Source organism: Labilithrix sp. (assembly GCA_019637155.1).
Taxonomy (GTDB): Bacteria; Myxococcota_A; Polyangia; order Polyangiales; family Polyangiaceae; genus Labilithrix.
The window spans coordinates 14,077-28,236 of the sequence record JAHBWE010000025.1 but is presented as its reverse complement, the minus strand read 5'-3'; the positions used below and the strand labels follow the sequence as shown (position 1 = coordinate 28,236).

Genomic DNA, 14,160 nt, shown 5'->3' with positions numbered 1-14,160 from the left:
CGGCGTGTGGCAAGTCGTCACGCACGCACCGTGGCACGAAGGCGCGAAGCGCGAGTATCCCGAGCGGAACACGACGTGCACGCCGCTGAGGCGATGAAAGCTGCTGCGTCTTCGGGGCTCAGGCCGCAGGTCGGCCTCCGGGCCCTCTTGGTCGAGGACGACCCGACCGCCCGCGCCCTCTACGCCGACATGCTTCGAAGCGACGGCTTCCTCGTGACGGAGGCGGCGACGCTCGCCGACGCCGCGCATCGCATCGTGGAGCGGCCCGCCGTCCTCGTGCTCGATCGCCGTCTCCCCGACGGCGACGGCCTCGACCTCGCGCGCGCGGTGCGAGCGACGCGCGGCGCGACGGTGATCGTCGTCGTGAGCGCCGACGAGCGCCCGACCGCGCGCCGCGACGCGCTCGCGGCGGGATGTGACGGCTTCGTCGCGAAGACCTCCGCGCGCTTCCTCCTCGTCGACGCGATCCGCCGCGCGCTCGCCGCGCGCGCGGGCGCGAGCGCGGCGCCGGACGCGCCGACGGTCCTCGTCGTCGACGACTCGGACGACAACCGTCTGCTCTACGCCTCGAACATCGCGGAGGCGGGCTACCGCGTGGAGGAGGCGAAGGACGGCGCGGAGGCGCTCGAGCGCGTGCGGGCGCGGCGACCGACCGTCATCGTGATGGACCTCTCGATGCCGGTCCTCGACGGCTGGCAGACGACGCGCCGCCTCAAGTCCGACCCGAAGACGTCGGGCATCCTCATCATCGCGATCACCGCGCACACCACGATGCTGGGCCTCCGCCAGGCCACCGACGCCGGCGCCGACGCGGTCCTCACGAAGCCCTGCCTCCCGCGCGACCTCATCGGCGTCATCGAATCCCTGATGCCCGACGAAGAGCCGGCGGCGGTCGGCTGACGCTTCGACCGTTTCGCCTGTGTTCCTGCTCCGCCGCTCGAGTACCATGAGCCCGTTCGCGCCCAGCGGCTCGAACCGGAGGGTGCATGTCCATTCGGATCCGCGGTCGGCTCGGCGCTCTCGTCATCGTGGGGCTGACGGCAGCGTCGTGCAGCTCGGAGACGAGCAGCGGCGACGACGCAGGGACGCCGGCCGCTTCGCCGACGTCGGGGGTCACGGTGGGCGGCGCCTGCACACGCGACGGTGAGCTACGTTGCGGCTCGGGCGCCGACGGGAAGACGGACGGCTCGATCCTGTCCTGCGCGAACGGCGCCTACGAGAAGGTGTTCGCGTGCCCCGGGCTCCAGGAGTGCCGCGACGTCGCGACCATCACCGCGGTTCGATGCGGCACCGACTCGGCCAACGTGGACTTCGCCAAGGAAGGAGCGCCCTGCGGGGGCGAGGGCGCGGCGGTCTGCTCCTTCGATCGAAAGACCGTCCACTGGTGCGTCGGTGGCACCTGGGTGGTCGCTCAGCACTGTCCGCCGAGCGACTGCACCAAGCACAACACCGGCGGCCAGCCCTTCACGGCGTGCACGAACGGCGGCATCACGCCCGGCGACATGTGCAAGACCGACCTCGCCGGCGGCGTGACCTGCTCGACCGACCTGCGCTCGCTCCTCGGATGCCAGAACGGCCGCGCGGTCGTCGTCGAGGAGTGCCAGGCCCCGAAGGAGTGCTCGGTCACAGACACCGGCGCGCGCGGATGCCTCTGAGCCCGCCTCACGTTACGTCGTCGTCGCGTGCGCCGCCGCCTCCTCCGGCGACGAGAGACGAGCCGCGCTCGAGTGAGCAGATCGAGCGCCGGAGGAGCGTTCGCAGAGCACACGGATCCGAGACGACTCCGTCTCTACTGTCGGGCCTTGCCCGCGCGCTCGGCAGCGGGCGCTCGGACGGCTCATCACGAACGGAGGAACGACATGAACGGAGGAACGATGCACGACACGGTTGGGTGGCGAAGGCTCGCGACGGCGGCGATCCGCCGAAGCTGGCGGAAGCCTCTCGGAGTCGCGGCCCTGTTCGCGATCGTCTTCGTCTCGCTCTTGCCGGCCAAACCCGTGGAGGCCAACACGCCCGTGCAGCCCGGACAGAAGTGCCTGATGGGAGCCAACTGCCCAGCCGGGAAGTGTCTCATGTACACGACCTCGCCCGCCATACCCTCGGCGACGCACGGTACCTACTGCGCGGCGAGCAACAACGACGGGTGCGGCATGCCGGGACAGCCGTACGGAAAGCCGCGGATGACTCCGATCTGGGTCGGTGGGAAGAAGCACTACTGCGAAAGCAACCTGACCGGGTTCGTCCCCGCGAAGGCGAACGGGACGTTCTGCTCGACGGGCAACATGTGCGCGTCGGACAACTGCGGCCGAACCCTCGGCACGGAGAGGGCCTGCGCCCCGGCGGGCTTCGCGTGCGTGACGCCGAACGGCGTCGGCTTCAACTTGAACGAGACGAGGAGCATCACGGTCAACAACACGACCGGTTTGTACCGCTGCGACGCCTCGGCTGTCGTCCCGGTCTCGAGCGCTGGAAGCGAATGCCAGAACGCGAGCCAGTGCGCGGGCGCGAACCCCCAATGCAGCACGCCGACCAAAACGGACGGCGTCGCCATCTTCACGGGCGCTCTTGGCGCGAGGCGCTGCCACTCGACGAGCACCTGCCCGTGGACGAACGGAGCGGTAGCCAACATGCAAAAGAAGATCGACCTCGGCGGAACCGAGTACCGGTGCGTGTCTCAGGGAGGTCAGCGATGGCTTCGTCAGAAGGGCGCCGGCCAGGTGTGCACGTCGAACTCCGAGTGCTCGTCGTACAACTGCACGTTCACGAACACGTCGCAGGTCGACCGAAAGTGCTCGGCGACCGGGCCTGGCGCACCGTCGATCGGCGCCGCGTGATCCGACCCTGATCCTCCCCGAGCCGATGAGAGCGCTGGCCACGCTCGACCTGCGATCGCTCGCGACGACGCGCATCGCGGTCGGCGTCCTGATGCTGGCCGACCTCGTCGAGCGCTCGTCGCGGCTCTCGCTCGACTACACCGACGACGGCCTGCTGCCGCGCTCGTGGTTCGACGAGGCCGAGCGTGACCTCCCGCTCCTGTTCGTGCACGGGCTCGGCGGGAGCGCTGCGTTCGCCGTCCTCTGCATGCTGGCGTGCGCTGTCGCGGCGATGCTGCTGCTCCTCGGGTGGCGCACGCGGCTCGTGTCGCTCGTGAGCTTGCTCCTGTGGGCCTCGCTCCAGGCGCGAAACCCGATGATCGCGTACCACGGCGACACGGTCCTTCGCGTCGTCCTGTTCTGGGGTGTGCTCCTGCCGTGGGGGGCGCGCTGGTCGCTCGACGCCCGCCGCGCGCGCCGCCCGGGGCCACCGGACACGTTCGTCGGCCCCGCTGCCGTCGGCTTCCTCGTCCAGCTCGCCTGCATCTACGTCTTCAGCGTCGCGTACAAGTCGGGGCCCGCGTGGCGTGAAGACTTCGACGCCGTCACGCTGGCCCTGCGGATGCACGGCTACGCCACGCCCGTCGGCGAGGCGCTGCTCCGATATCCGCGCGTGCTCCGTCTGCTCTCCGTGGGCGTCCTCGCGCTCGAGTCGCTCGGGCCGCTGCTGCTCTTCGCGCCGCTCCGGACCGAGGCGGCGCGCCTGGTCGCCGCGGGAGCGTTCCTCCTTTTTCACGTCGCGCTCGGCCTCACGATGCGGCTCGAGCTCTTCACGCCGCTCATGCTCGCGGTGTGGATGGCGGTGCTGCCAGCGCGCTTCTGGCGCGCCCTCGGCGCGAGCGCGAGCGCCGCAACTCCCTTGTGCGCCCGTTCGCGGTCGATCGCGCGGATCGCCGTCGCGGCGACGACCGTGCTCGTAGTGTTGACCAACGTCGACGCGCTCGCGGCGTTCCGCGCTCGAGCCGACATCGAGTCTAGATTACCGTTATTTCCATTTGCATCGAGTATATCGATGAAACTTGGAATCGCGCAGGAGTGGTCGATGTTCGCGCCCGAGCCGGCCACGTTGACCGGACGCCTGCGCGTCACGACGGCGCGCGGTGACGGGACGCTCGTCGACGTCCTCCGCTCCGAGGTGGTGCAGACCGACGGCCCGCTCCCTGACGGACCGGATCGACCGCTCCGCGTTCGCCAGCAGGAGCTTCGCTGGAGCCGCTGGATGTACCCTCTCGCGGTCGAGCGCTTCGGGCTCCGCCAGTGTGCGTCGCTCGACGGCCGGCTGACCGTCGAGGTCGGCCTCGTGCCGACGCGTGAGGAGGACCGTGGCGCGGCGCCGGAGTGGGTCGAGCTCGTCTCCGTGACGTGCCCAGGTCAACGGCGCATCGACAGCATGATGACGAGCCCGCCGAGGAAGAGGAGCCCGAGCAGGACGAGCGCTCCGCAGCCGACACCCGCGAGCACGAGCCCGTGTCCACCGGCCCTGGCCGTACGGCGCGGGGGCGAGCGCGCGGGCGGCGGCAGCGCGTCGAGCGCGGTCGCCAGCGCGACGAGGTTCTGCACCACGACGACGATGAACGATCCGTCCGGCGGCGGCTGCCGAAACACCGCCGTCACGAGCCCTGGCCGCGCGCCGGCTCCCGGCGTGATCGAGATCCTTACGAAGCCGTGAGGCGCCGCCAGGCGCAAGAGCGCTCCCGTCGCGAGGCCCGCGCTCCGCAGGATCTCTGCGGACGCGGTGTCGTAGGCGAAGCAGCGCAGCCTCGCCGTCGCGATCTCCGGCCATGGCACCTCCATCAGCCCGTTCCCCGGAGGCTCGAAGGAGAAGGAGAGCTCTTGGTCGGCCCCGTGCACCACTTCGACGAGCGCGTACGGAGGATGCTGGACGTACTTGCTCCGCCCCGCGGGCATCGAGAGCACCTTGAGCCTCCGGCCGGCGAGCACGCCGGACCAGCAAATGCCGCTCAGCCTCTCCAGCCCGAGCGACCGCAGCGCGACGTGCCACGCGTTCACCGCTGCATCATCGCCCGCCGGGTCCGCCGTGGCGCGCGAACGGTCGACCGGCGAGCACTTCGAGCGCCGATCGAGCGAGCGGACGCCTGCCCTCCTAGCCGATCTCTCCGGCGCGCTCCCTGGCCGCGGCCTCGAGCGCGTCGACCTCACGCGCCGCGCGCTCGACGGCGGCGGCGAGGTGACGACGGTACGTGCTGTAGCCCATCGCCAGCGCCTTCGCGATCGCGAGCTGCTTTCGCTCCTTCCCGTGCACGAAGGTCGCGGTGAGGATCGCGGCCTCGCGCTCGGTCACGTGCCCCGCCGCCGAAACACCGCGGCAGACGTCGGAGAGCATTCGCGCGAGGGCATCCGGGGCCGCGGTCCCGTCGACGGTCCGCTCTTCGACGGCGGCGCACGTGAGGAGCGGGCTGTCGAGCTCCTCCGCCCGAGCGAATCGTGGGAGCACGCGCTTCACCTCGTCGCGGAGGGCCGCACCGAGGACGGGCCGCGAGCGCGGCGCGGGCAGCGTCCCGCGCATGCGTCCGAGCAGCGCGTGAAGCTTGGTCTCGCGGGTCTGGCGTCGCCAGTCGATGCCGATGACCGCCCAGTCGTGAAGGCCCAGCTCGATTCGTCCGTAGACGTCGAGCCATCGATCGGGGCGCGCGATGATCGCCTCCGCGTCGGCGTGGACGGAAGCGGACGCGACGACCGGTCTCGGTGGCCAGAAGAGCTCGCTGAACAGGACGTCGTGGATCGCCGAGACGAGGGGCGACCGCGCTTGGTGGTGGTCGACCGAGCCGAAGAAACGCGCGAGGAGGGCGCGCGCTTCTTGCTCGAGCGGACCTCCGGTGTGGCGCAGGCACTCGAGCCAATGCTCGACGATCGGATCTTCTACCGACCGCCGGCCCGCGACGTCGACCTCGATGAAGACGGCGTAGCCGCATAGCCGCTCGTCGTCTACGACGACCACGGCGCGCGCGTCGCCCGCGCTCCTCCACGCGGCCACGAGCCTTCCGTTCGGCTCACCGTCGAGCCGAGTCACGGACGCGAGGATCTCCGGCCAGTCGGCGTCCACGGCGGCGCGGCAGTGCGTGCGCCAGTCCGACGCCACTCCCGCGAGGATGTGCCGGGGCTCGGCGGCGAGGAGGCGCTGGAACGGGACGAGCAGCGGCGGGACCTCGTCGCGCGGCACGCGGGCGAGGCGCTTGGCCAGCGCGTCCTGGAGTCGATGCCTCGTTGTCCGCGCGTGATCCGGATCGTGGAAGAGCTCCTCCGCGGACGTGGCCTCCACGACGAGCGAATGGAAGCGAAGACCGGCCGGGGTCGCGGTCGTGAACGGCTGCGCGGCGAGCCACTGCACGGCCCGGCGCGCCTCGACGGCGTCGATCTCGAACGCGTCCGAGAGCAGCGACTCGGTCACGGGGACCGACATCAACCCTGCCCGCATCGCGTCGAGGTGCGCGCCCGTCGGACAGCGGTCGAGCAACGTCCGGACGGACGCGCGCAGCGGCTCGACGCCGACCGTCGGTTGCGTCTCGTGCTGGGCGGTGAGCCAGAGCGTGAGCGGATGGCCGGCCGCGGCGGCGACGACCTTCGAGACGCGCGGCTCTGCCACGCCGAGCGAGCGCGCCAGCGCGCCCGCCTCCTCGTCGCCGAGGGGACCGACGGGGATCTCCTCCGCGATCGCGCTCCACGCGGGATCCGCGCGCCATCGCCCGGGCATCGCCGCGCGGCTCGCGACGACGACGGTCACGCGCGCGTCGAGCTTCGGAAGGAGCCGATCTCGGAACCAGAGCCAGAGGGGCTCGAGGTGCTCGAAGCCGTCCACGACGAGCATCCCCGAGGGCTCTGCGGTCCGGGCCACCTCCGCGAACGCGTCCGCGCCGAGCATGCCGTCCTCGCCGTCGACCTGCGCGATACGCTGCCCGCGAGCCTCGAGCTCACGGACGACGCGCGCGACGAGCGTGGACTTGCCGATGCCGCCGGGGCCCACGAGCCAGTACACGCGCTTCCGGGCCGACTCGCCCGCGCTCGTCAGGAGCGCGACCTCACGTTCTCGCCCGACGAACGTCCGCGCGCGGATCTCGTCCATCGTGTCTCCGAGCGTACGTCCTCCTCCGTGCGGGCACATGGCACCGCATCGTACGTCGGCTCAGAGACGGACGCAGAGGTCTTCGCGACCGACGGCCACAGCGACGGCGTTGTGGACCTCGAGATCGTCGAGGAGCCCGTCCGCCTGCTCGAAATCGTGCACCGCATCGCCCTCGCGAACGAGGTACTCGATCGACGCCTGGACCCAACGTCGCTCCGGCCCCAGCGCGCTCTGCTCGACGGCGTCGAGGAGATCGAGCGACGCGCGCTGGAGGCGCCAGGCGAGCGAGACGTTCAGCCGCGGGTAACGCGCCGCTGCTCGCGTGACGGGCTCGACCCAATCGGTGAGCTTGCGCCGCAGCGCCGTCGGCTCCTCCACCGGCTCCGCGAGCAGGGCCTCGAAGTACGGCGCCACGCGCTCGGAGAGCCCGAGCTCGACCGCGGGGCCGTGTCGTCGCAAGAACGCCGTCACCGACTCACGCGGGCTCGCGAACCGCGCGCGAGGCGCCGTCTTGCGCGCCTCGACGTTCGCGAAGCGCACGGAGACGTCCCAGTCTCGCCGCTCGTCGAAGAGGCTCAGCATCGGGACGAGCGGATGGTCCTCCCCTCGCCGCGCCTTCTCGAACAGCGACGCGCGCCACGCCGCGAACGGGACGAGCCGGACGGCGTGCCCGCGCGCGGTCATCGCGGCGGTGACGTCGCCGCTCGTGAGCGAGTCGGGATGAGTGACGTGATGGATGCGCGCCGGCCCCGGCCTGACCGCGCGGAAGAGGTCGACGATCCACGCCGCGACCTCGTCGACGCCGAGCACGTTGATCTCGAGACGCCAGTCGGGCACCGCGCCGAGCTCGAGGCACGTCTCGAGCAGACGGGTGAAGAAGTCGCCGACGTTCCAGCGTCCGCCGGCGGCCCGCCCGCAGACGGCGGCAGGGCGCGAGATGGAGACGGGGAGGCCGCGCTCCGCGGCGATCTGGACGAGCCCCTCCGCGACCCACTTGCTCTGCGCATACCCCGTGGCGAGGACGCCTCCGTCCGGTCCCCGCACCTCACGCGCGAGGCCGTCGTCGATCGACGAAGGCGTCACGGCGTCGACCGTCGAGACATAGTGGAACGCCTTGGGGCGACCGGTGCACGCGAGGCGCAGCGCCTCCGCCGTGCCGATCACGTTGACCGGACGGAGCGCGGCGTAAGGGCGGACGTGGTTCACGTAGGCCCCGTTGTGCAGGACGGCGTCGATCTCCTCCGCGAGCGAGCCGTACGTCGCGTCGTCGAGGCCGAGGCGCGGCGCGGCCAGATCGCCGCAGACGACACGGATCCGCGCGGCGTGCTCGGGCCTCCACAGGTCGTAGCGCGCGAGGTTGTCCCGCACGCGCGCGAGCGCCTCGCCGGCGTGCGGCGCGCGGACGAGGCAGCACACGGCGACGGAGGTCTCCGCGAGCAGGCGCTCGACGAGGTGCGCGCCGAGGAACCCGGTCGCGCCCGTGACGAGCACCTCGCGCCACGCGCCGGCGTGGGCCGCGGCGCCGGAGGGCGCGATCGACGGATCGAGACGCACGTCGGCGGCGAAATCGAGCGCCTCCGGCCCCGCGACCTCGCCCGCGCGGATCGCGCGAATGCACGCCGAGACCGCGCGGACCGTCGGCCGCTCGAAGATCTTCGCGAGCGGCAGCGCCACGCCGGTGGCCTCGTGGAGACGGACGCCGAGGCGCGCCGCCATGAGCGAGTGTCCGCCATGCTCGAAGAACGAGTCATCGAGGCCGAACGCCGCCACGCCGAGCGCCTCGGCGAAGAGCCGAGCGACGCTCGCTTCGAGCGGATCGCTCGCGGACGGATCGACCACCGCCGGACCGGGCGCCGCCTCCTCCAACGACGTCCGCTCCAGCGCCTTGCGATCGATCTTGCCGTTGGGGGTGACGGGCATCGCGTCGACGACCACGAGACGCGCCGGCACCATGTACGCCGGCAGCGCGGCGCGCATCGCGGCGAGCGCGACGTCGGCGTCGAACCCGCGCGCGTCCGGCTCGACGAACCCGACGAGGAGCTCGTCCCTCGGCGGCCGACGCACGATGACGACGGCGCTTCGCAGGCCGCCCGGCTGGCTCGCCAGCGCGTGCTCGATCTCGTCGAGCTCGATCCGGTGCCCGCGGAGCTTCACCTGACGATCGCGCCGGCCGACGTACTCGAGGGATCCGCCGCGCGACCACGCGGCGAGGTCGCCGGTCCGATACATCCGCCCGCCGTCCACGAACGGATCGTCGACGAACGCCGCCGCCGTGAGCTCGGGCTGGCCGAGGTAGCCGCGCGCGAGCGCGACCTCGCTCCCGATGCATAGCTCACCGACGATCCCCGGCGGGGACAGGACTTCGCCGCGGCCGAGCACGTACGCGCGCATGTTGAGGAGCGGCCGTCCGATCGGCGGCGGTCGCTCGAGCTCGTCGCGGACGATCTCCAGCGTCGCGCAGACGGTCGTCTCCGTCGGCCCGTACGCGTTGACGAAGCGGCGCCCCGGACCCCAGCGCCGGACGAGCTCGATCGTGCACGCCTCACCGGCGGAGATGATCGTCTTCACCGGACACGCGGCGGGATCGAGCTCGTGGAGGATCACCGGCGGGAGCGTCGCGATCGTGACGCGCTCGGAGACGAGGAGCGAGGTCAGCGCGGCAGGATCGGCCACGCTCTCTCGCGGCACGAGGACGAGCGTGCCGCCCGCGGCCATGAGGGCCATCGCGATCTCCCACACCGACGCGTCGAAGTTGGTGGACGCGAACTGGAGCACGCGCTCCGCCGCGTCGACGTGGAGGAGCTCGCGCAGCGATACGACCAGGTTGCAGAGCCCGCGGTGGACCAGCTCCACGCCCTTCGGACGCCCCGTCGAGCCCGACGTGTAGATGACGTAGGCGAGATCGTCGGGGCCGGTCGGCTCACCGCCCGGAGGTCCCACGTCGCCCGCGATCCGCGCCGCGGCGACGTCCACCGTCTGGAGGCCCGCGACGCCCTCGAGCGCGGCGGGCAGCGCCCCTTCGACGAGGACGTGACGGAGGCCGCTGTCCTCGAGGAACAGACGAAGCCGCTCCGGCGGATACCCCGGATCGAGCGGGACGTAGGCCGCCCCCGCCTTCCAGGCGCCGAGGATCGCCGCGACGAGCCCGAACCCGCGATCGAGCGCGAGCCCGACGCGCCGGCCGCGGCCGACCCCGGCGGCGCGGAGCGCGCCGGCGACGCGCGACGCCCACGCGTCGAGCTCGCCGTAGCGGAGGCTCTCGCCGCGGAAGCGGAGGGCGATCGCCGACGGGCGGGCGCGGGCATGCTCCTCGAAGAACGCGTGCGCCGGCCCGTCGTCGATCGCCGCGCGCCGCGTGTCGTTCCAGCGATCGAGCGCCACGCGCTCCTCCGCGGTCCGCATGTCGAGGCGCCAGAGGTCGGCCCGCGGATCGGCGACCGCCGCGCGCAGGAGGACCACGAAGTGCCGCGCCATCGCCTCGATCCGGTCGGCGTCGAAGAGGTCGGCGTCGTACTCGAGGTAGCCGCGGACGCGATCCCGGCCTTCGGTGAGGAGGAGCCCGAGCTCGACGCGCGCGCCGGTCGACGGGTGCTCGTGGATCCGCGCGCGGACGCCCGGCACGGTCCACGCTTCCGAGGCGTCGGCGCCGAGCGCGAACGCGGCGCGAAACGGCGGCGCCCCGGCGTCCCCCGTACGCAGCGCGGCGGCGATCGCGTCGAGCGGCACGTCGCGGAGGGCGAACGCGTCGAGCACGGCGGTCTGGACCGCCGCGACGAGCGCGGCGAAGTCGCCGGCGCCGCCGAGCGACACGCGCACGGGCACGGTGTTCACGAAGAACCCGACGACGCCGAGCGTGTCGGGATGCGTGCGCAGCGACACCGGCGTCCCGACGACGACGTCGTCCTGCCCGCAGCAGCGCGCGAGCAGCAGATCGAACGCCGCGAACAGCACCATGAAGCCCGTCGTCCCGAGCCGGCGCGCGACGCCTCGCACCTGGGCGGTGAGATCCACGTCGAGCTCGATCGCGACGGAGCCACCGCGCGTGGAGAGAGCGCGCGCTCGCGGCCGGTCCGTCGGCAGCTCGAGCGGCGCGGCGTCCTCGAGCCTGGAGGTCCACGCCGCGAGGTGGGCCTCCGCGTTCGCGGCGGCCTCCTCGAACGCGACGGCGTCGACGAAGCGGCACCTCGCCTCTGGAGGGAGGGCCCCGTCACCGCGCCGATGGCGATAGAGCGCGGCGAGCTCGCCGATCGCGATCGCGAGCGACGGTCCGTCGAACGCGATGTGATGGACCACGACGACCAGTCGGTGAAGACGAGGCCCGAGCTCGAAGAGCGCCCAGCGCAGCGGGGGCTCCGCGTCGAGCGCGAAGGGGCGGCGGAGCAGCGCCTGCATCCGGCGTCGCGCCGCGTCGAGGCGCTCCGCCGCGGGCAGCGACGAGAGGTCCTCCACCGCGGGCGGCGCGAGCGCGCCCTCGGGCCAGAGCCGCGGCGAGAGGCCGTCGCTCGACAGCCCGGTGCGCAGCGCCTCGCAACGCGCCGTCAAGTCGACGAGCGCGAGTGAGAGCGCCCGCGCGTCGAGCTCACCCTCGAGCTCGACGTCGTAGCCGAGGTTGTACGCCGAGCTGCTCGGATCGAGCCGCGCCAAGAGCACGAGCCGTTGCTGCGCCGACGAGAGCGCCGGACGCTCGGTCCGCGCGATCCGCGCGGGCGGCGACGCCGGCGCGGACCCGGCGTCGATCGCACGCGCGACGGCGTCGACCGTACGAAGCGCGAAGAGCTCGGGCAGCCCGAGCGCGCTCGCGCGCTCGTCACGTACGGCGAGCAAGAACCGCATCGCGGTGAGGGAGTCGCCGCCGAGGTCGAAGAAGTCGGCGTTCGCGCCGACGCGATCGCGGCCGAGCAGGAGCGCCCAGCGCGCGGCGATCCATCGCTCGGTCTCGGTGCGCGGCTCGACGAGGTGCTCGTCGGCGTCGTCGAGGGCCGGCGCCTCCCGCGCCGCGAGGACCTTGCGGTCGATCTTGCCGCTCGGGCCGAGCGGGATCGCGTCGACCACGTAGCACGCCGCCGGCACCATGTAGGGCGGCAACCGCGCCGCGAGGTGCTCGCGCAGCGCGCCCGCGCGGAGGGAGGGATCGGCGAGCACGAGATAGGCGACGAGCACCTGCGCGCCGCCGGAGCGCGTCGCCACGAGCGCTGCGCTCTGCGCGACGGCGACGTGCGCCTCGAGCGCCGCCTCGATCTCGCCGAGCTCGATCCGGTAGCCGCGGAGCTTGACCTGCTGGTCGGCGCGGCCGAGGCACTCGAGCGTCCCGTCCTCGCGCCACGCGACGAGGTCGCCGGTGCGGTAGAGGCGCGCGCCGTCCGCGGCGAAGGGGCTCCCGACGAAGGCGGCCTCGGTGAGGGCGACGCGCTCATGGTAGCCGTCCGCCAGTCCTTCGCCGCCGATGTACAGCTCTCCGACGGCGCCGCGCGGCACGAGGCGGCGCCTCGGATCGAGCACGTAGACCTGGGTGTTGGCGATCGGGCGCCCGATCGGGACCGACCGCTCTCCCTCGACGTCCTCCGGGCGGACCCGATGTGCGGTGGACCAGACGGTCGTCTCCGTCGGCCCGTACATGTTCCAGACCTCCGCCACGCGCGGCAGGAGCTCGCGCGCGAGCTCCTTGGGGAACGGCTCGCCGCCGCAGAGCGCGCGCAGCCCGCGCGTCCCGTCCCAGCCCGCGCCCTGGAGCAGCCTCCACGTCGTCGGCGTGGCCTGGAGCAGCGTCACCGGCTCGGCCTCGAGGAGACGCCGGAGCGCGCTCCCATCCATCGCCTCCGCGGAGGTGGCGAGGGTCGAGCTGCCGCCCGCGTACAGCGGCGCGAACAGCTCGAGGAGCGAGATGTCGAACGAGATCGTCGTGACGGCGAGGACGCGATCGGTCGCGCCGAGGCCGAAGAGATCGACCATCGACGCGAGGAAGTTGACGAGCGCTGCGTGCGAGATCCGCACGCCCTTCGGCTGCCCGGTCGATCCGGAGGTGTACATCACGTACGCGAGCGTGCCTCGCCGCGGGAAGGCCTCGCCCTCCGAGGTGAGCGCGTCGGAGAGCGTGATCGTCGAGCCGCCGAAGAGCCCGTCGAGCGATCGGGGATCGTCGGTGACGAGGACGGACGCGCCGGCGTCGCTCAGGACGTACGCGAGCCGGGCGCGCGGGTGCGACGGATCGAGCGGGACGTACGCGCACCCCGCCATCCACACCCCGAGCAGCGCGACCACCATCTCCGGCGTCCGCGTCGCGCACACGCCGACGCACGCGCCTGGCTCGAGCCCCTCGGCGATCAGGCGCGCGGCGACGCGACGAGCGGCGCGCGCGAGCTCCGCGAACGTCAGCCGGCGGTCGCCCTGCGTGACGGCGACGCGTCCTCCGTCGAGCTCCGCCAAGGCGAGGACCTTCTCGTGCACCTGGGGCAGGTGCGCGAGCTCGAGGCGCGGCCCCTCGGCGTCGCCGAGCAGCGCGCGCTCGCTCGCGTGCGCGAGGAGCGGCAGATCGTCGAGCGGGAGGTCCTCGCGCGCGAGGGCGCCGAGCGCCGCCACGAGCGACTCTCCGAAGCGGCGCGCCGCGACCGGCAGGAGGCGACCTGGATCGAAGAGGAGCGCGGGCGACGGTCCGACGAGATCGAGCACGAGCTCCGGTCGAACCTCGCCGTCGGCGCGACGCGCGACCTCGACGCGTACGCCGACGCGGAGCCCCGGCGCTTCGTCGAGCGGCGGCGCGACCGAGGCCGGGCGCGTCATCGCGCGCGCGACCGCGTCGCGGACGGTCGACGCGGTGCGCCCTTCGTCGATCGCGAGCTCGACGAGGTCGACCCCGTCGGCGAAGAGCACGGCGACGTCCACGCTCGACTGCCTCGAGAGACGCGCCGCCACGGCGCCGAACGCGATCGCGATCGTCGTCCTCTCCGCGTCGTCCCCGACCGCGAGCTCGATCCGTTCGTACGGCCGTCGTGCTCCTCCGGCGCGGGCTCCGGGCAAGTCAATCGTGCGCCACTTCCGTCGATGGGCCATTTTCTCCGTCGCTTCCGTCGCTTCCGTCGCTTCCGTCGCTCGCGTCGCTCGGCGCGAGCGCCGCAGCCATGACACGCTCGCATCATCCCTGCGCTCGCCGCTCGCTCGTTTGCCGCTCGATATGCTCGATGTATGGGCAAACCGAGCGACGAACGAGCG

General features: G+C 72.7%; 7 protein-coding genes. 4 read left to right on the top strand and 3 right to left on the bottom strand.

What is annotated here, in order from left to right:
• Positions 1 to 93 precede the first annotated feature (93 nt).
• Together KF837_39295 and KF837_39290 are read left to right on the top strand one after the other, a co-directional pair.
• Positions 94 to 900, top strand: coding sequence for a response regulator (locus tag KF837_39295; GenBank protein ID MBX3233435.1), 807 nt, complete (start codon positions 94 to 96; stop codon positions 898 to 900).
• Positions 901 to 986: 86 nt separating this feature from the next.
• Positions 987 to 1,655, top strand: coding sequence for a hypothetical protein (locus KF837_39290; GenBank protein ID MBX3233434.1), 669 nt, complete (start codon positions 987 to 989; stop codon positions 1,653 to 1,655).
• Positions 1,656 to 2,212: 557 nt separating this feature from the next.
• Here KF837_39290 and KF837_39285 read toward each other — a convergent pair.
• A complete protein-coding gene (locus tag KF837_39285) occupies positions 2,213 to 2,629 on the bottom strand; it encodes a hypothetical protein (GenBank protein ID MBX3233433.1) in 417 nt (138 codons plus the stop codon).
• Between KF837_39285 and KF837_39280 the strand changes: the two genes are divergently transcribed.
• A complete protein-coding gene (locus KF837_39280) occupies positions 2,628 to 2,834 on the top strand; it encodes a hypothetical protein (GenBank protein MBX3233432.1) in 207 nt (68 codons plus the stop codon). The genes KF837_39285 and KF837_39280 overlap by 2 nt on opposite strands.
• 25 nt (positions 2,835 to 2,859) lie before the next feature.
• Complete coding sequence (locus tag KF837_39275) at positions 2,860 to 4,542, top strand: HTTM domain-containing protein (GenBank protein MBX3233431.1); 1,683 nt, start codon at positions 2,860 to 2,862, stop codon at positions 4,540 to 4,542.
• A 435-nt stretch (positions 4,543 to 4,977) separates the two neighbouring features.
• Here KF837_39275 and KF837_39270 read toward each other — a convergent pair whose 3' ends face one another.
• Both KF837_39270 and KF837_39265 read right to left on the bottom strand, forming a co-directional pair.
• A complete protein-coding gene (locus KF837_39270; protein ID MBX3233430.1) occupies positions 4,978 to 6,954 on the bottom strand; it encodes an ATP-binding protein in 1,977 nt (658 codons plus the stop codon).
• 60 nt (positions 6,955 to 7,014) lie between these two features.
• Positions 7,015 to 13,968, bottom strand: coding sequence for an amino acid adenylation domain-containing protein (locus tag KF837_39265; protein MBX3233429.1), 6,954 nt, complete (start codon positions 13,966 to 13,968; stop codon positions 7,015 to 7,017).
• Positions 13,969 to 14,160: the final 192 nt, after the last annotated feature.

Bases quoted from the DNA above. Each gene is read 5' to 3' on its own strand.
- KF837_39295 (MBX3233435.1), top strand. From the start codon at position 94: ATGAAAGCTGCTGCGTCTTCGGGGCTCAGGCCGCAGGTCGGCCTCCGG.
- KF837_39290 (MBX3233434.1), top strand. From the start codon at position 987: ATGTCCATTCGGATCCGCGGTCGGCTCGGCGCTCTCGTCATCGTGGGG.
- KF837_39280 (MBX3233432.1), top strand. From the start codon at position 2,628: ATGCAAAAGAAGATCGACCTCGGCGGAACCGAGTACCGGTGCGTGTCT.
- KF837_39285 (MBX3233433.1), bottom strand. From the start codon at position 2,629: ATGTTGGCTACCGCTCCGTTCGTCCACGGGCAGGTGCTCGTCGAGTGG.
- KF837_39275 (MBX3233431.1), top strand. From the start codon at position 2,860: ATGAGAGCGCTGGCCACGCTCGACCTGCGATCGCTCGCGACGACGCGC.
- KF837_39270 (MBX3233430.1), bottom strand. From the start codon at position 6,954: ATGGACGAGATCCGCGCGCGGACGTTCGTCGGGCGAGAACGTGAGGTC.